This window comes from Paraburkholderia sp. GAS42 (genome assembly GCF_050436565.1).
Classification (GTDB): Bacteria; Pseudomonadota; Gammaproteobacteria; order Burkholderiales; family Burkholderiaceae; genus Paraburkholderia.
In genome coordinates, this window is the sequence record NZ_JBNDML010000014.1 from 191,775 (window position 1) to 209,269 (window position 17,495).

General features: G+C 62.7%; 19 protein-coding genes. 7 read left to right on the forward strand and 12 right to left on the reverse strand.

From position 1 onward, the window contains the following. Positions 1-21 precede the first annotated feature (21 nt). Positions 22-1,155: an FUSC family protein gene (locus P3T16_RS21405; RefSeq protein WP_429343748.1), complete on the forward strand. Its 1,134-nt coding sequence runs from the start codon at positions 22-24 to the stop codon at positions 1,153-1,155. A gap of 42 nt (positions 1,156-1,197) precedes the next feature. On the opposite strand, the gene P3T16_RS21410 is transcribed toward P3T16_RS21405, so the two are convergent. The 6 genes from P3T16_RS21410 to P3T16_RS21435 all read right to left on the reverse strand — a co-directional run bounded on the left by P3T16_RS21410 (position 1,198) and on the right by P3T16_RS21435 (position 7,055). Further along, a complete protein-coding gene (locus P3T16_RS21410; RefSeq protein ID WP_429343749.1) occupies positions 1,198-1,620 on the reverse strand; it encodes a VOC family protein in 423 nt (140 codons plus the stop codon). 233 nt (positions 1,621-1,853) lie between these two features. Continuing rightward, the gene (gene tal, locus P3T16_RS21415; RefSeq protein ID WP_429343750.1) at positions 1,854-2,807 is read right to left on the reverse strand and encodes a transaldolase; all 954 of its coding nucleotides are present in this window, start codon (positions 2,805-2,807) and stop codon (positions 1,854-1,856) included. A gap of 224 nt (positions 2,808-3,031) precedes the next feature. Then, a complete protein-coding gene (locus tag P3T16_RS21420) occupies positions 3,032-4,252 on the reverse strand; it encodes a benzoate/H(+) symporter BenE family transporter (protein WP_429343751.1) in 1,221 nt (406 codons plus the stop codon). Positions 4,253-4,288: 36 nt separating this feature from the next. Continuing rightward, positions 4,289-5,464: a vWA domain-containing protein gene (locus tag P3T16_RS21425; protein WP_429343752.1), complete on the reverse strand. Its 1,176-nt coding sequence runs from the start codon at positions 5,462-5,464 to the stop codon at positions 4,289-4,291. 67 nt (positions 5,465-5,531) lie between these two features. Continuing rightward, complete coding sequence (locus tag P3T16_RS21430) at positions 5,532-6,122, reverse strand: GNAT family N-acetyltransferase (protein WP_429343753.1); 591 nt, start codon at positions 6,120-6,122, stop codon at positions 5,532-5,534. Positions 6,123-6,212: 90 nt separating this feature from the next. Beyond that, on the reverse strand, positions 6,213-7,055 hold the full coding sequence (locus tag P3T16_RS21435) for an AAA family ATPase (protein ID WP_429343754.1): 843 nt from the start codon (positions 7,053-7,055) through the stop codon (positions 6,213-6,215). 299 nt (positions 7,056-7,354) lie between these two features. Between P3T16_RS21435 and P3T16_RS21440 the strand changes: the two genes are divergently transcribed. Together P3T16_RS21440 and P3T16_RS21445 are read left to right on the forward strand one after the other, a co-directional pair. Continuing rightward, positions 7,355-7,723: a c-type cytochrome gene (locus P3T16_RS21440; protein ID WP_429343755.1), complete on the forward strand. Its 369-nt coding sequence runs from the start codon at positions 7,355-7,357 to the stop codon at positions 7,721-7,723. 49 nt (positions 7,724-7,772) lie between these two features. Then, positions 7,773-8,165 carry a c-type cytochrome gene (locus tag P3T16_RS21445; protein WP_429343756.1) on the forward strand — a complete coding sequence of 131 codons (393 nt, stop codon included), beginning with the start codon at positions 7,773-7,775 and terminating at the stop codon, positions 8,163-8,165. A 112-nt stretch (positions 8,166-8,277) separates the two neighbouring features. Here the strand turns inward: P3T16_RS21445 and P3T16_RS21450 are convergent, their stop codons facing one another. The 3 genes from P3T16_RS21450 to rsxB form a co-directional block, all read right to left on the reverse strand. Further along, entirely contained in the window at positions 8,278-8,712 is a 435-nt protein-coding gene (locus P3T16_RS21450; protein WP_429257920.1) for a DUF1841 family protein, read from the reverse strand. A 172-nt stretch (positions 8,713-8,884) separates the two neighbouring features. Further along, the gene (gene nth / locus P3T16_RS21455; protein ID WP_429343757.1) at positions 8,885-9,529 is read right to left on the reverse strand and encodes an endonuclease III; all 645 of its coding nucleotides are present in this window, start codon (positions 9,527-9,529) and stop codon (positions 8,885-8,887) included. Between the two features lie 8 nt (positions 9,530-9,537). Continuing rightward, positions 9,538-10,413: an electron transport complex subunit RsxB gene (gene rsxB / locus P3T16_RS21460; RefSeq protein ID WP_429343758.1), complete on the reverse strand. Its 876-nt coding sequence runs from the start codon at positions 10,411-10,413 to the stop codon at positions 9,538-9,540. Between the two features lie 307 nt (positions 10,414-10,720). Between rsxB and P3T16_RS21465 the strand changes: the two genes are divergently transcribed. Then, positions 10,721-11,353, forward strand: a complete 633-nt coding sequence (locus P3T16_RS21465) for a TetR family transcriptional regulator (protein WP_429257923.1) — start codon at positions 10,721-10,723, stop codon at positions 11,351-11,353. A 62-nt stretch (positions 11,354-11,415) separates the two neighbouring features. Here the strand turns inward: P3T16_RS21465 and P3T16_RS21470 are convergent, their stop codons facing one another. Next, positions 11,416-12,702: a polyhydroxyalkanoate depolymerase gene (locus P3T16_RS21470; protein ID WP_429257924.1), complete on the reverse strand. Its 1,287-nt coding sequence runs from the start codon at positions 12,700-12,702 to the stop codon at positions 11,416-11,418. 195 nt (positions 12,703-12,897) lie between these two features. Next, positions 12,898-14,796 carry a glycoside hydrolase family 15 protein gene (locus P3T16_RS21475; RefSeq protein ID WP_429343759.1) on the reverse strand — a complete coding sequence of 633 codons (1,899 nt, stop codon included), beginning with the start codon at positions 14,794-14,796 and terminating at the stop codon, positions 12,898-12,900. Between the two features lie 268 nt (positions 14,797-15,064). Between P3T16_RS21475 and P3T16_RS21480 the strand changes: the two genes are divergently transcribed. Further along, entirely contained in the window at positions 15,065-15,310 is a 246-nt protein-coding gene (locus tag P3T16_RS21480; protein WP_429257926.1) for a hypothetical protein, read from the forward strand. Positions 15,311-15,447: 137 nt separating this feature from the next. Here P3T16_RS21480 and P3T16_RS21485 read toward each other — a convergent pair whose 3' ends face one another. Next, complete coding sequence (locus P3T16_RS21485; RefSeq protein ID WP_429257927.1) at positions 15,448-15,600, reverse strand: DUF3096 domain-containing protein; 153 nt, start codon at positions 15,598-15,600, stop codon at positions 15,448-15,450. Between the two features lie 365 nt (positions 15,601-15,965). Here P3T16_RS21485 and P3T16_RS21490 point away from each other — a divergent pair, with 365 nt between their 5' ends. Then, entirely contained in the window at positions 15,966-17,123 is a 1,158-nt protein-coding gene (locus P3T16_RS21490; protein ID WP_429343760.1) for a lactonase family protein, read from the forward strand. A 181-nt stretch (positions 17,124-17,304) separates the two neighbouring features. Beyond that, positions 17,305-17,495: transposase (locus P3T16_RS21495; protein ID WP_429343761.1), on the forward strand; the 191-nt coding region annotated here is incomplete at its 3' end.

Here is a 17,495-nt window from a genome sequence, read left to right on the forward strand (position 1 = left end):
CCGCTCCCCACACCGTCAAGCATGGCCACAGCCGATTCCAACCCGCTCGGGACCCCTCGCACGCGCCCCGGTCGCATCAGACGCTTCCTGCGCGCCATCGTCTCTCCGTACTACCGCTATCGTCACGCGAACCTCATTCACAGCCTGCGCGTCGGTCTGGCGATGCTGGTGTCGATTCTCGCGACGACGGGTGTCAACGTGCCGCACGGCATCTGGGCATCGGTGACGCTGCTGGTGGTGATCGGCGGCCTGCAGCACCAGGGCAATATCCGCAAGAAGGCCGCCGAACGGGCGGCGGGCACGCTCCTTGGCGCAACGATCGGGCTTGCGATGATCCTGCAGCAGAACTGGATTGGCTCGCTGCCGCTCACGTACCTGCTGATGTCGGTGGTGGCCGCGATCTGCGCGTGGTTCGCGATCGGTAAACCGGGCTATATCGCGTTACTGACGGCGATCACGATGTGCATCGTCGCGGGACACGGCGACAACCAGATCGATGTCGGTCTCTGGCGCACATTGAATGTGCTGGTCGGCATCGTGATCGCGCTGGCATTTTCGTTCGCGCTGCCGCTGCACGCAACGTACTCATGGCGCTATCTGCTCGCGGACAACCTTCGAGCGTGTGCGCGCATCTATGCGCGCATGGTGCAAAGCGACGGCGATCTGCCTTCCGCCGACGAAACCCTGAAGATGTTTCTGGCGCTCAACACGCGGCTGGTGCAGCTACGTTCGCTGATTCCCTCGGTGGCGAAGGAAATTGACCTGCCGCAGGCGCAGCTCGAAGAGATCCAGCGGCTGCACCGCTCGATGCTGAGCGCGCTGGAACTGATGGCGACGGGCACGATCGGACATCTGGATGCCGCCGGCCGGGCGGCCTTCGCGCGGGAATGCGGGATCGAGGTGTACACAGTGCGCGGCACCTTGCTCGCGATGGCGCGCGCGTTGCGTTTCGCGGGCGCGACGCGCTTTCGGATTCCCGAAGCGTCACCGCTCGCGACGCCCGATCCAGCGGTGATCGCCAGCCTGCCGGCCGATCTGCACGGCCCGTACTGGCTCGGGCTGCGGCTCGCGGAGCAGGTCGACAGCCTGCGCGCGATGCTGCTGGATACGGAGTCGAACTGGAATATCGAACGGCACGCGCGCGCCGTCGCATGAGCCGACGAGGCGAGGGCGCGTGCGTGGCCTGAACGGACGCGTTCAGCCGCCTTCGTGCGGAACGGTCACCATCCAGGGAATGCCGAACCTGTCGACGACCATGCCGAAGCCCTTCGACCAGAACGTCGCCTGCCACGGCATCATTACGTTGCCACCGTCCGATAGCGCGTTGAAGTATTTCTCAGCGGACGGGACGTCGTCGGCGGCGAGCGACAGGCTGAATCCCGCGGGCCGCGGGCCTTCGCCCTTGCAGTCACCGTCGGACGCCATCAGTTCGGTCGCACCGATTCTGAACGTCGTGTGCATGATCTTTTCTTCGTTGCCCGGCGGCACCGATTCCGCGGCGGACGGCGGCGCGTCCTTGAAGCGCATCTGGAACACCACCTCGGCGCCGAGTTTCTCGCCGTAGAACTTCATCGCTTCTTCGCACCGACCGTTGAAAAAAACATAAGGCTGGACTTGCATCGTCGTCTCCTTGAGTGTGCCGCGGGGTATCCGCGGAAGCAGCGCTATCGGCCGTCCCGTTGTGCGGGAACGCGCCGGAAAGCGACCGTACAGAGATTGTAGACGCCGTCACGAAGGTGATTGTGACAGTGTGTGGACAGCGAGGAAGAGGAGCGGAAAGGCAGGCAGTTGACGCGGCGCGAGGCCGCGCGCGTGACCGCGAACGGGTCACGCGCAGGGTGAAGCAGCGCGCCTTAACGCAGGCTTTCGATCAGCTTTTCGAGCTTGACGGCGTCGGCGGCGAACGTGCGGATGCCTTCCGACAGCTTCTCGGTCGCCATCGCTTCTTCGTTTAGCTGGAAGCGGAACGACGGCTCGTCGACCGCAACGCGCGCGATATTTTCGCCCTTGCCCATTTCCGGCGACAGCTTGCGTTCGACCTTGTCCGTGCTGTCCTGCAGCTTTTGCAACAGGTCGGGGCTGATCGTCAGCAGATCGCAGCCGGCCAGTTCGGTGATCTGCGACGTCGTGCGGAAGCTCGCGCCCATCACTTCGGTGTTGTAGCCGAACTTCTTGTAGTACGCATAGATGCGGCGCACCGACTGCACGCCCGGGTCGTTCGCGCCGCCATCGCGCGCTTCGTCCCAGTTGCTGCCGGCGTTTTTCTTGTACCAGTCATAGATCCGGCCGACGAACGGCGAGATCAGCTGCGCGCCCGCTTCAGCGCAGGCAGCGGCCTGTGCCAGCGAGAACAGCAGCGTCATGTTGCACTTGATGCCGTCCTTCTGCAGGGCTTCGGCGGCGCGGATGCCTTCCCACGTCGACGCGAGCTTGATCAGCACGCGTTCGCGTCCGATGCCCGCGGCCTTGTAGTAGCCGATCAGTTCGTGGGCTTTTTCGATCGACGCTTTTGTATCGAACGACAGACGCGCATCCACTTCGGTCGACACACGGCCCGGAATGATCTTGAGAATTTCTGTGCCGAAGGCGATCAGCAACTGGTCGATGATGGCGCCGACCGGCTTCGATCCGTGATCGCGGACGGTTTTTTCGAGCAGCGGACGGTAGTCGTCCTTCTGCACGGCCTTCAGGATCAGCGACGGGTTGGTCGTCGCGTCCCGCGGCTTGTACTGCGCGAGTTGCTGGAAGTCGCCGGTATCGGCGACGACGGTGGTGTACTGCTTGAGTTGATCGAGTGCGGATGTCATGTCGAGCCTTCTGGGCGCGCACGCGCCATGGTCCAGGGGAAAGATGGGACCGCCACAATGCCGCAGCGGAAGCCAGTCATCATGCGACGTTCACGCAATGTTGCCGTGACGCCTCGCGTGGAGCGTCGCCCAATAACTCTATTCTATGGCGGATCGGCCGCCAGGATCTTTACAGTGCACGTCTGGCACCTGTTTATCTCGCCGATCCCGCCTGTCCGGCCGCTTCAGGCGCGGCGGACGTTCAGAACGAGCTGCGTCAGCACGCCGGCGACCAGGCCCCAGAATGCGGAACCGATCGACAGCAGCGTCAGGCCGGAGGCCGTCACCATGAAGGTGACGAGCGCCGCCTCGCGCTGCTTCACGTCGTGCATCGCGTTGGCGAGGCCGCTCATGATCGAGCCGAACAGCGCCAGTGCAGCCACCGACACCACCAGCGCTTTCGGCAGTGCAGCAAAAAGCGCCGCGATCGTGGCGCCGAAAATGCCCGCGATCAGGTAGAACGTGCCGCACCAGACGGCTGCCGTGTAGCGCTTCGAGTGATTTTCGTGCGCTTCCGGGCCGGTGCAGATCGCCGCTGTGATCGCTGCAAGATTGATGCCGTGCGAGCCGAACGGCGCGAGGATCAGGGAAGCGATGCCGGTTGTCGCGATCAGCGGCGCGGAAGGCGTCGTGTAGCCGTCGGCGCGCAGCACGGCGATGCCGGGCACGTTCTGCGAAGCCATCGCCACCACGAACAGCGGAATGCCGATGCTGACAATCGCGGCGATCGAAAACGCGGGCATCGTCAGCACGGGATGCGCGAGCGCGATGTGAAAGCGGCTGAAATCGAGCAGCCCGAGCGCGCCCGCAACAGCGGTGCCGACGATCAGCGTCGTCACGATTGCATAGCGCGGCGCAAAGCGTTTGATGACGAGATACGTGAAGAACATCACGAGCACGAGCGCGGTCTGGAACTGCGCCGCGCGGAAAATTTCGATGCCGATCTCGAAGAGAATCCCCGCCAGCAGCGCCGACGCGATGCCCGCTGGAATCTTCTTCATCAGCGCGTCGAACCAGCCCGTCAGGCCAACAACAGTCAGCAGCAGTGCGCACACAATGAACGCGCCGATCGCCTCCGGATACGCCACATGCGGCAGCGACGAAATCAGCAGCGCCGCGCCAGGCGTCGACCAGGCAATGACGATTGGCGCGCGGAATTTCAGCGACAGCCCGATCGTCGTCAGCGCCATGCCGATCGACAGCGCCCAGATCCACGATGAAATCTGCGCGTCGGAGAGATGCGCGGCCTGACCGGCCTGGAACATCAGTACGAGCGAGCTGGTATAGCCCGTCATCATCGCGACAAAGCCGGCGACGATTGCCGACACCGACGTATCGGCAAACGGCCGGAGCTTCACGGGCCGTGCGGCGGAAGGGGACAGTTCAGGCGTGGAAGACTGCGTCATGCGTCATTCTTTTGTCAGGTTGTGTCAGGGGATGAGTTATTTGCTCAGCACGCGCATCGCGGCTTCGAGGCCGGCGAGCGTCAGCGGATACATCCGCTGACCGAGCACTTCGCGGATGATCGACACCGACTGCCGGTATTGCCACAAGCCTTCCGGTTCGGGGTTGAGCCAGGCGAAATGCGGGAACTGGTCGGCGAGACGCCGCAGCCATACGGCGCCCGGCTCGGTGTTGTTGTATTCGACCGAGCCGCCGGCCTGCACGACTTCGTACGGGCTCATCGTCGCGTCGCCGACGAAGATCAGCTTGTAGTCGGGCGTGAACTTGTGCAGCACGTCGAACGTCGGCGTGCGCTCTGCGTGACGTCGGCGGTTGTTCTTCCACAGGTAGTCGTAGACGCAGTTGTGGAAGTAGAAGAACTCGAGGTGCTTGAACTCGGCCTTCGTCGCCGAAAAGAGTTCTTCGGTGCGCTTGATGTGATCGTCCATCGAGCCGCCGACGTCGAGCAGCATCAGCACCTTCACGTTGTTGTGCCGCTCGGGCACCATCTTCAGATCGAGCCAGCCGGCGTTTGCCGCCGTACTGCGGATCGTGTCGGCCAGATCGAGTTCTTCGGCGGCGCCTTCGCGCGCGAAGCGGCGCAGGCGTCGCAGTGCGATCTTGATGTTGCGCGTGCCGATTTCGACGTGGTCGTCATAGTCTTTATACGCGCGCGCTTCCCAGACCTTCACGGCGCTGCGATGACCCGACGCATCGCCGCCGATGCGGATGCCTTCCGGGTTATAGCCACCATGGCCGAACGGCGACGTGCCGCCCGTACCGATCCACTTGTTGCCGCCTTCGTGACGCTCTTTCTGCTCTTCGAAGCGTTCCTTCAGGCGCTCCATCAGCTTGTCGAGGCCGCCCATCGCTTCGATCTGCGCTTTCTCTTCGGGCGTGAAGTCGCGCTCGAGTTTCTTCTTCAGCCAGTCGGGCGGGATGTCGAACGCAAGTTCCGTCTTGCCCGCGACACCGTGAAAATACTCGCCGAACGCCTGATCGAAGCGATCGAAATACTGCTCGTCTTTCACGAGCGTGAGACGCGCGAGGTAATAGAACTCATCGAGCGATGGCGCGATGACATTCGCCTTCAGCGCTTCGAGCAGCGTCAGGTATTCCTTGACCGAAACCGGCAGCTTTGCGGTGCGTAGCGAAAAGAAGAAGTCGATTAGCATGCTGTTTCCTCTGCGTCTTCGGGCCCGTGCGTTGCCATGTTTCCGCGCTCCGGTTGTGCCGCTGGCCTTAGCGCTCGAGCTTGTATTTCAGATGGGCGCGCACGGCGGGCCATTCCGACTCGATGATCGAGAACACGACCGTGTCGCGCAACACGCCATCCTTGCCGATCTGGTGATTGCGCAGGATGCCGTCCTGCTTCGCGCCGAGGCGCGCAATCGCGGTGCGCGACTGATGGTTCATGAAATGCGTGCGGAACTCGACCGCAATGGCTTTCAGCGATTCGAACGCGTGCGTGAGCAGCAGGAGCTTCGCTTCGGTGTTGAGCGGCGTGCGTTGCACGCGTTTCGCGTACCACGTGTGGCCGATCTCGAGCCGACGGTGTGCTGCCTCGACGTTGAACATACGCGTCGACCCGACGATTTCGCCGGAGACGGCATCGCGCACCGCGAAGGGTTGTGCGCCGAGGTTATCGCGCATCGAGAGCGCGGCTTCGATCCACGCGCGTTCAGTGCCGGGCGCGGGCACGCTCGTGTACCAGAGCGTCCACAACTCGCCATCTGCCGCCGCGGCGGCGATCGCCTGCTCGTGTTCGAGCGTCAGCGGTTCAAGAATGACGTGCTGGCCCTTCAGCGTAACGGGCTCTATCCAGCGGCTCATGTAGCGAATCTCCGTGCGGGTGCCTGCGATGACGTTTTCACGTGAGGGCAGGGCCGCGACAATCTGTCGCACCCCTGCGCCCAACGCGGATTACCGGTTGTTGCGGTTCATGAAAATGAGGCGTTCGAAGAGGCTCACGTCCTGCTCGTTCTTCAACAGCGCGCCGTGCAGCGGCGGAATGATCTGCTTCTGGTCGGCCGAGCGGAGCGCTTCCGGCGGAATATCTTCGGCGAGCAGCAGCTTCAGCCAGTCGAGCAGTTCGGACGTCGACGGCTTCTTCTTCAGACCCGACACGTTGCGCAGTTCGAAGAAGCTCTGCAGCGCGGCGGCCAGCAGTTCCCTCTTGATGCCCGGATAGTGGACCTCGACGATCTGCTGCATCGTCTCTGCATCGGGAAAGCGGATGTAGTGGAAGAAGCAGCGGCGCAGGAACGCGTCGGGCAGTTCCTTTTCGTTGTTCGACGTGATGATGACGAGCGGACGCTCTTTCGCCTTCACGAGTTCGCGCGTCTCGTACACGTAGAACTCCATGCGATCGAGTTCACGCAGCAGGTCGTTCGGGAATTCGATGTCGGCCTTGTCGATCTCGTCGATCAGCAGCACGACCTGTTCGTCCGATTCGAACGCCTGCCACAGCACGCCCTTCACGATGTAGTTGCGGATGTCCTTCACGCGCTCGTCACCGAGCTGCGAATCACGCAGACGCGAGACCGCGTCATACTCGTAGAGGCCCTGCTGCGCCTTCGTGGTGGACTTGATGTGCCACTGCAGAAGCGGCATGCCCAGCGCCGCCGCGACTTCTTCGGCGAGCATGGTCTTGCCCGTGCCCGGCTCGCCCTTGATCAGGAGCGGCCGTTTGAGCGTCATCGCGGCATTGACCGCGAGTTTGAGGTCGTCGGTGGCGACGTATTGCGATGAGCCTTCGAAGCGCATGGCGAACTGCTCTCCCGGAAAAAGTCCAGTATAAGTCAGAAGCCCTGTTGGGCCGAAGCGGGCTCGGGTAGGGTGTGAACCCGGTGTCGACCGCGTTCGATTGTGCGCTGGACGTACGCGGGCGGCATGCTGGAGCGGCGCTGCATTGAGGCCTCGCGCCCGCCATGTGGACGCCCGGCGTAGCGTCGCGGTACAATTAGCGCGATTTTTTTGGCCTGCGTGGCACCTCTACAAGAATAACGGCGCAGGCCGTTGCCTTTTTCAGGCGCCCGTTTTCCCCTCATGCCAGGTTAGAACCTATGAACAAAATCGTCGGCAAACACCTCGTGATCGCAGCGCTGTCAGCGCTCGCAGGCTTTGCGGCCAGCGCGCAGGCAGCGGATGTCGTTGGCAACGCGAAGGCGGGCCAGGGCAAGGTCGCGATGTGTATCGGCTGCCACGGCATCCCCGAATATCGCACCGCGTACCCGGAGGTCTACCGGGTGCCGAAGCTGGGCGGCCAGAACCAGGCCTACCTCGAAAGCGCGCTGCGCGCCTACCGGAAGGGTGAACGCCACTTCGACTCCATGCACGCCATCGCGGCGTCGCTGTCGGACCAGGACATCGCCGATGTCGCGGCGTACTACGCGGCGCAGACATCCTCTTCGAAGAACAATCCCGACAAGTGATCGGTACAGGTCACCCACAGTTCACCACATTCGCGGGATAGGAGAATTCATGAAGAAGCCCCATCAGGCACTCCACACGGTATTGAAGGCTGCGTGCGCGACGGTTGCGACGATCGCATTCACGGGCCTCGTCGCATCGAACGCGGCGCATGCCGCCGATGCCTCCAATGGCAAGGTGCTCGCCGATTCGCACAACTGCGCGGCCTGCCACGGTCCGAACATGAACAAACCGGTGAGCCCGGAGTTTCCGAAGCTCGCAGGGCAGCACGCCGATTACATCTACTGGGCGCTACGTCAGTATCAGATGGGCACGGGCAACCCGCACCTCGGTCGTAACAACTCGATCATGCAGGTGCAGGTGCAGAGCCTGTCGCCGAGCGACATGAAGGACATTGGCGCCTACATCGAATCGATCGACGGCGATCTCGTGCAGAAAAAGTAATCACGGCGTTCTTCAGCCGGTTGAAATGGAACACCCCGCTTCGGCGGGGTGTTCTGCTTTTGGGCGTCGAATTCCGGCTGCTGGCTGATATGCGCGCTGGAGCCGAGGTCGTTCAGTCGCGTGAAGCGCGGCGCTCGATGCGTGCGAGATACGCATCGGTATCCGGTGGCGTGCCGGTACGCTGCGCTTCCCAGATGGTTTCGCCGAGACAATCCATGATCGCGTGCTGCGCATCATGGGTCGAGCCGAGACGCGATGCGAGGCGCTCGTGTGCCGCGCGGATACCAGGCGGCTGATCGATCGACAGTTGCTCGGTGATCGCCAGATGCATCGACAGATGCAGGAAAGGATTGGTCTGGCCGCGTTCAGGCGAGTAGTCCTGCGCTGGGGCGCCTTCGACGTTCGTCAGGTCGGCGTGATATTCCGGGTGCTCGACGATCCAGTCAGCGGCGATGGCTTCGAGCGGCGTCAGGATTTCGCCTGCGCGCTGCTTGCGCCAGGTGTCAGTGAAAAAGAGGCGGACTTCGTCGCGGCTGGGATTGAACATCGTGGTGGTATCGAGGATGGGGCGGCGTGCTGATGGCAACGGCAAGCGGGTATTTTACGTCGGCGGGGGAAGGTTCGCTGAGGGCGTCGGGTTGATGCGTGGCGGCGTGCCTTTCGCATCATCGCGCACGCTACGACGAGGCCGCCAGTGACCAGCCCTCAGCCGTCGCGCGTCAAAGCTCCGGTGGCGGCGTCTTCGGCCGGTACTCGCACAACGGCTCGATGACGCAATGCCAGCATTCCGGCCGACGCGCCTTGCACACATATCGCCCATGCAGGATCAGCCAGTGATGGGCATCATGCCGGAATTCGGCGGGCGTGAATTTCCCCAGCGCGATTTCGACTGCGCGCACATCCTTGCCCGGCGCAAGCCCGGTTCGATTGGCAACCCGAAAGATGTGCGTATCGACGGCAATCGTCGGATGGCCGAACGCCGTATTCAGGATCACGTTCGCGGTCTTGCGTCCGACGCCCGGCAAACTTTCCAGCGCCTCGCGATCGTCCGGTACTGCGCCGCCGAACTGGTCGAGCAGGACGCGGCAGGTCGCGATGACGTTCTTCGCCTTGGTGCGGTAAAGCCCGATCGTCTTGATGTAGTCGGCGACGCCTTCTTCACCGAGATCGAAGACCGTTTGCGGCGTGTTCGCCACCGGAAACATTCGGCGCATCGCCTTGTTGACCGAAACGTCAGTGGCCTGCGCCGACAGCATGACGGCGATCAGCAATTCGAACGGCGTCGTGTATTCGAGTTCGGTTGTCGGATGCGGGTTGAGTTCCTGCAGCGTCTCGTAGATAGCGCGGCGTTTGTTCGCGTTCATGCTGGCTGTCAGGATTTCGGTGGTTGGATGCCGCTGGCGTCTTGCGTGGACGGGGCCGCGTCGCTGGCGTTGTCCTCCTGCGCAATACCGAGCCGGCGACGGCGCGCTTCGGCCGCATCGATCTGCGCCTGGACATCGGCGCTCACCTGCTGGGTGTTTTGCGGGCCTTTGCCCTGAGCGGCGAGTTCTTCCTTCTTCCTGCGTGCGCGGTCGAGCGCGGCCTGGATGATCGCGCGTTTCTTTGCTTCCGGGTCGTCCGCGACAACGGTGGTAGACGTCCCAGCAGCAGAAGACTCGGCAGCCGAAGGCGCGTCAGCAGCGGCCGAAGCAGAACTCGACGCCCGGCGCGCCGCGGCACGCGCTTCGGCAGCTTCACGCTCGCGCGCGAGGCGGGCGTTGCGTTGCTCGTAGCGTTCGCGGGCTGCGTTGGCGAGTTCCTGCGACCACGCGTCCCAGCCAGTGCGTTCGCCGGTGGCAGGCACCATCGCAATGCAGTCGACGGGACAGGGCGGAACGCAAAGATCGCACCCGGTGCAGAGCGCCTCGATTACTGTGTGCATCTGTTTGGGTGCACCGACGATCGCATCGGCCGGACACGCCTGCATGCACAGCGTGCAGCCGATGCACAGGTTTTCGTCGATAACGGCCAGCGGTCGTGGACGCTCGATGCCGTTCGCCGGATTGAGCGGGATCACAGGCTGGCCGAGCAGGCCGGCCAGGCGCGCGATGCCTTCGACGCCGCCCGGCGGGCACTGGTTGTAGTTCGCCTCGCCAAGGGCAATCGCTTCGGCGTAGGGGCGGCAACCGGCGTAGCCGCACTTCGTGCATTGGGTCTGGGGCAGCAGATCTTCGATGCGATCAGCTAGTGTTAAGGAATCGGTCACGGTCAAGACTTGAGGGCTTGCTGGCAGGCCAGACTGATGTCAAAAAAGGCCCGGCCGGGCGCGCGGCGGCGGTGTGCAGCAAGGCCGGAGGGCTTGCGCGACGGGGCTTCCGCCAAATAAGGGATTATCGCCGATTTCCCTGATTGTGCTTCGCAAACCATGTGCCATAATCGAAGCGCTTTTTCGAAAGACCGCAACAGGGTGTCCCCCAACCATGGCGCGCCCGCTCAGTGCCGCAGGTACCTGGCCGAGGAGAGAGGCTGGCGGCACGATCCGGATAACGCGGCTCACGAAGCACGATGCCACCATGAATCAGCCGAAAATCAAAAGAGATCCTGAAGGCACCCGTCGCCGCATCCTGCTCGCGGCGGCCGAGGAATTTGCAAATGGTGGGTTGTTCGGCGCACGCGTCGACCAGATTGCCCGCCGCGCGGAAACCAATGAACGCATGCTCTATTACTACTTCGGTAGCAAGGAGCAGCTGTTCACCGCGGTCCTGGAGCACGCGTTCAGCGCGCTCACCGAAGCCGAACGCACGCTCGACCTCGCCGGCATCGCGCCCGTCGAGGCGATCACGCGGCTCGCGCATTTCGTCTGGGACTACTACCGCGATCACCCCGAACTGCTCCGGCTCGTGAACAACGAGAACCTGCATGAGGCACGCTACATGCAGAAGTCGACGCGCATTCGCGAAATGATCTCGCCCATCGTCGCGACGCTCGGCAATATCCTCGAACGCGGCCAGCGCGCAGGACTGTTCCGCACGAGCGTGGACCCGTTGCGCTTCTACGTGACGTTGTCGGGGATGGGGTATTACATCGTGTCGAACCGCTTCACGCTCGAAGCGACGCTCGGCCGCGATTTCAGCTCGGTCAGCGAGCGTAGCGAAATCGTGCAGATGAACACTGAGTTGCTGCTGGCGTATCTGATGCGCCGCTAGGGTGGCGTCGTCAGGACGCCGCTGCGCCCTTCACCGGCGCAGCGGACCCAATGGTTGCAGCGTTACGCCTGCTGCGCGATCCTTTCCTTCTTTTCAGCCGTGAACGGCTTGTTGTGCTCGAGGATGAAGTCGCGCAACTGCGGATAGACGATGGTGCGCCAGCGACGGCCCGAGAAAATGCCGTAGTGACCGCACTTCTCGGCGGTGAAGTGCTGCTTGTTCTCCTCCGGGATGCCGCTGCACAGCTCCTGCGCGGCACGCGTCTGACCGCTGCCGGAGATGTCGTCGAGCTCTCCTTCGATCGTGAAGAGGGCGGTGCGCGTGATGTCCTGCGGACGCACGCGTTCACCCGCGACGTCCCACGTGCCTTCCGCCAGACGGAATTCCTGGAACACGATCTGGATCGTTTCGAGGTAGTACTCGGCGGCCATGTCGAGCACGGCGTTGTACTCGTCATAGAAGCGGCGATGCTGCTCGGCGTCTTCCTCATCGCCGCGCATCAGGCTCTGGTAGTAATCCCAGTGCGACGCTGCATGCCGTTCCGGATTCATTGCGACGAAGCCGGTGTGCTGCAGGAAGCCCGGATAGACCTTGCGACCGACACCCGGATAGTTCGGCGGCACCGTGTAGATCACGTTGTTGTCGAACCATTCGTACGAGTGCTGCGTGGCGAGCGAGTTGACGGCCGTCGGGCTCTTGCGGGCGTCGATCGGGCCGCCCATCATCGTCATCGTGCGCGGCGTGTCTTCGCCGCGGCTCGCCATCAGTGAAATCGCTGCGAGCACCGGCACAGTCGGCTGGCACACCGAGATCACGTGCAGATCCTTCGCGCCGATGTGGCGAACGAACTCCTGGATGTATGCGATGTAGTCGTCGAGATGGAACGCGCCGTCTTCGAGCGGCACCATGCGCGCATCGATCCAGTCGGTGATGTAGACCTTGTGATCCTGCAGCAGCGTACGCACGGTGTCGCGCAACAGCGTGGAGTGATGGCCCGACAGCGGCGCGCACACCAGTACGACCGGCTCATCCTTCAGTTGCGTGACAGCGCCGCTGTCGTCTGCATAGCGCTTGAAGCGCAGCAGGCGGCAAAACGGCTTTTCGATGACCGTCTGCTCGACGATCGGAATCTTGTGACCGTCTTTGACAATCTGGTGCAGGTTGAACTCGGGTTTTTCGTAATCCTTGCCGAGGCGATACAGGAGCTCGTAGCCGGCGGACAGGCGGGTCGCCCCCGGTACGTAGGCAAGCGGACTGGCCGGATTCGCGAAGGATTTCGACGCGGCCTGGGCCCAGGCGGTAAGCGGGCTCAAAAGTGCCCGCTGGAATTCGTGCAGTTGATAGAGCATGGGTGCTCCAGCGTTAGTGTTGTTCGCGTGGGGCGGCGCAAAAACGCGTAATGCGTTGTGGCGAGGCCGTTATTGGTCGTGGACCGTCAGTGGACCATTGGTTATCGGCCGACATTCGAAATTCATGATATCGGACAAACACCGATTGTGCAACGCAACAACCGTGTCGCACCGCACGTAAGGAATGTAAATAAATCAAGGGTTTGGCGCGGCACCTGGAATGGTTTTCCGGGTCGCAACCTCCGCATTCCCCGCATTTCCGTTAGGGGCGGGGCTGTCGTGGGGCGGCTGTCCGGTCGCCTTTGCCATTTCCTGCTCGTGTTTCATCAGATTCAGCCCTGTATGGACCAGTGCGACATGGGAAAAGCCCTGAGGAAAATTCCCTACAAGTCGCTGTGCCGCCGGGTCATATTCCTCCGAAAGCAGGCCGACATCGTTCGCCAGCGACAGCAGGCGCTCGTACATCGCGGTCGCTTCCTTCACGCGGCCCTGTAACGCCAGGTTGTCCACCATCCAGAAGCTGCAAGCGAGGAACGTGCCTTCACCGGGCGGCAGGCCGTCGTTGAATTCGGTTGTTCGGTAGCGCATCACAAAACCGTCATGTAGCAGAAACTTCTCGACGCCCGCGACCGTGCCCGCGATGCGCGGATCGGACGGCGGCAGGAAACCGAGGAGCGGCAGTAGCAGGACGCTCGCATCGAGTTCATCGCCGCCGTAAACCTGCGTGAACGCGTTCAACGAAGCGTTATAGCCTTTTTCGCAGACATCTGTGTGAATCTGCGCGCGGACGGCGTGCCAGTGATCGAGCGGCGCCGGCAGATCGAATGATTCGGCCGATTTGATCGCGCGATCGAACGCGACCCATGCCATTACCTTCGAAAACGTGAAATGCTGGGGCCCGCCGCGCGTTTCCCAGATGCCTTCGTCGGGCTGGTTCCAGATCTTTTCGAGGTGGACGAGCATCGCGCACTGGATGTTCCACGCGGTTTCGTCCGCCTGCAGACCGCCGATGCGCGCCAGATGTAGCGCGTTCATCACTTCGCCGTAGACGTCGAGTTGCAGCTGGTCGACGGCGTTGTTGCCGACACGCACCGGTTTGGCGCCCTGATAGCCGGGCAGCCAGTCGAGTTCGAACTCCGGGAGGCGCCGCTCGCCCGCGATGCCATACATGATCTGCAACTGCTGCGGCGAGCCGGCCATCACGCGGCCCAGCCACTGACGCCACGCGCGCGCTTCGTCGTAGTAGCCGCCGCGCATCATCGCGAGCAGGGTGATCGTCGCGTCGCGCAGCCAGCAGTAGCGGTAATCCCAGTTGCGCGTGCCGCCGAGATGTTCCGGCAGCGACGTGGTCGGTGCCGCGACGATGCCGCCCGTCGGTTCGTAGGCCAGCGCTTTCAGCGTGATCAGCGAGCGCCGGATCGGCTCGGCCCAGCGGCCGGTGACGGTGCCCCGTGCCGACCATTCGAGCCAGTAGTTTTCGGTGCGGGCGAGCGCGGTGTGCGGATCGCGCGCGTGCGGCGTGCGCAGATGCGACGACGTGTAGGTGAGGGTGAACGGCACGCGCTCACCGGCCGCCACTGTGAATTCGGCGACGGTGCGCATATTTTCGCCGCGCACGTCGATCGGTGTACGCAGCACGGCGGTGTCGGGACCGACGACGGCCTTGATGCCGCTGTCGTTGGCAAGACGGCTGACCCACGGCACGGAATAGCCGTAGTCGAAGCGCAGAACCAGCTCCATCTGCATGCGCACGGTGCCGCGTTTGCCGACGACGATCCGCACGAGTTCAGACGTGCCGTTACCCGGCGGCATGAAATCGATGACCGTGACCGCGCCTTCGGGCGTTTCGAAATCGGTCTCGAGAATCAGCGTTTCGCCCCGATAGCGGCGCGACGAGACGGGCGCCGGCGCGCCTTTGTCGACGACGGGTGCGATCAGCCAGCGGCCGTTGTCCGCGGTGCCGAGCAGGGCCGCGAAGCACGCGCCGGAGTCGAAGCGCGGCCAGCAGAGCCAGTCGACGGAACCGTTGCGGGCGATCAGTGCGGCGGTGTGGCCGTCGCCGACGAGTGCGTAGTCTTCAATGAGAGAGGGCATGGGGAGGGCGGATAAGAGCGCGTCGCAGGCGCGTTGGACAGGTCACGGGCAGCGTCATGCCAGACCGGTGTGAAGGCGTCGGATTCAACACGAAGTATGGTCAACCATGACTGGCATTCTGAAATATGGCTGCTTACAATCCGGACGTCTGACAGGTAACGGGCACTTTGGGCCCAACCTGGTGTCATGTTCATGTGTTGCACTTTTCTACCGCTTCGTATCGCTTTATACCTTTCCCACGCAACGCTGTTTTTCGAGGATTGAAGCCATGCTGAACCTGTCGAAATCGGATTGCATCACCATACTCTCCGCCGCCAGCACGCTCGCCGACGACGCGATGCTCCCGCTCGATCCTGACCAGCTTGGCCTTTCCCGCAACGGAATGGAAACGGCTGCGGCATTTCTCGTCGAGCGCGCGTGCTTCACGCGTTATCAGGAAAACGACGGTCATTATGCCGTCGGCGGCCTGTCGCTGCAGGGCAAGCTCCGCCTCGACCAGCTCTCGAACGGCTGATGGCCTGATTGTCTGGATAGGGCGGCCATCGGCGCCGCCCGTGTTCACGATGTTTCAAGTGGTTCTACCCGGCAGCGCGCCCGGAAACGGGTGCGTGTCGTCGCGCGCCTGCGCCCGTCGGCAAACGTGCCGCCGCGTCAGAAATGCTTGCTCCCCATGTCGAAGACGCCGATGAGCCCGATGATGATCAGATACAGCGCCACGATGTAGTTAAGCAGACGCGGCATGATGAGAATGAGAATGCCGGCGATCAGGGCAACGAGCGGACCAAGACTGAGTGTGATGTTCATGAAAACTCCACGGGTTGGAACTGTTTTTGTTGAAAGTACAACCTGCCGGGCGCACGACGCGTGATGCCTCGCCTCGCATCCTGTCGCCTGTGAAACCAGCATGAATTCAAGTGCAGTAACGAACCTGAAACCTGCCTGTCAGCCTTTCAGGCTGTGCGTTCCGGTGCAACACTCCTATACTTGCCGAAGCACAAAACAACGAGATCACACGCGTGGCAGACCCGTGACACCCTGACCGGAACAACACGATGTCAAAGGAGCCCGTCATGCATTTCTGTCGCCGCGCTGCAGCATTCGCCGTGCCACCGTCCGCATCGAAAGCTGATTCGCTGTCGGCCCGCTCGATAATAAAAGGTTTCGCACTTATGGTCTCTATTGTTGCAAGCCAGGCATTTGCCCAGGGCGCCGCAGCCGTTCCTGCCGACGGCGTGTACGACCTGCTCGTCGGCACGTACACGGGCGGCAGGAGCGAAGGCATCTACGTGTATCGCTTCGACACGAAGACCGGCGATGTCACGCCTGTTTCCTCGGCGAAGACCGTGAACCCGTCGTATCTCGCGGTGAGCAGCGACCGGCGTCATGTGTATGCCGTCAACGAGCTGCCCGGCGACAACGGACCCGCGGGCCAGCGCGGCGGCATCAGTGCGTTCGGTTTCGATCCGCAAAGCGGCCAGTTGACGTTTCTGAACCAGGTCTCATCGGAAGGCAATGATCCGTGCTACCTGAGCATTTCGCCGGACGGCAGGTACCTGACGACCGCCAATTACTCCGTCGCGGCCGATCCTGGCGGCAGCTTCTCCGTGTTTCCGCTCCAGCCGGATGGCCAGGTTGGCACGGCCGTGCTGACCGTCCATCATGATGGCGGCGGCCCGGTGAAAGGGCGGCAGGACAACGCGCACGTGCATTCCACGGTCTTCTCGCCCGATGGTCGCTATCTGTTCGCGCAGGATCTCGGCACGGACAAGGTCTATTCATATCGCTACACGCCCGACGGCAGCCGCGGGTTGCTTGGCCCCACGGAAACGCGCTACACGGCGATGAAGCCCGGCTCCGGTCCACGTCATCTCGTGTTTGGTGCCAGCGGCAGGTATGCGTACCTGACGAGCGAGATGGCCGCGACCGTCGAAACGTTCCGCTACGGCGACGGCAACCTCACGTTGCTGCAGTCGCTGCCGCTCACCAGGCCGGGCTTCAAGGGCAAGGTGGGTGCAGCGGCGATCCATACGTCGCCGGACGGGCGCTTCGTGTACGTAAGCAATCGCGGCGACGCGAACGAGATTGTGATCTTCGCGGTCGACCCGGCGAACGGGCATCTAAAGCGGGTCGGCCATCAGTCGAGTCTCGGCGCAGCGCCTCGCGAATTCGCCATCGATCCGACGGGCAAGTGGCTGATCGTCGGCAACCAGAACAGCGCGACCGTGTACGTGTTCCGGCGCGACTCGCAGACGGGTTTGCTGGAGGCGAATCCGAAGCGCATCGATATCGATTCGCCGGTGGATTTCAAGCTGGTTTCGTCGGGCTGAGCGAGCGGGGCACGTCGGCTGGCCGCGCGTCCGGGTTCAACGCGGTTTGCACAATGAAGACGTCGGTGCGCGGCACGTGGCTTCACGTCGTGTCCTCGCAGAAACAGAAACGGCGGCATCTCGAGATGAGATGAACTGAACCCCAAGAGTTGGACATAGATCCGACCCTTGGGGTTTTTTCATGGCGAAGCACGACGCGAAGCTCAAACTCAAATTAGTAAGGCGATACCTGGCAGGAGGTATCGGAACCGGTGCCCTGGCGCGAGAGTACGGGGTGGCACGTACTCTCGCGCAGCAATGGATTGCGGAATACGAGCTGCACGGTCCAGCGGGGCTGCGGCGCAAGGGGCATACGGAATACAGCGCGCAATT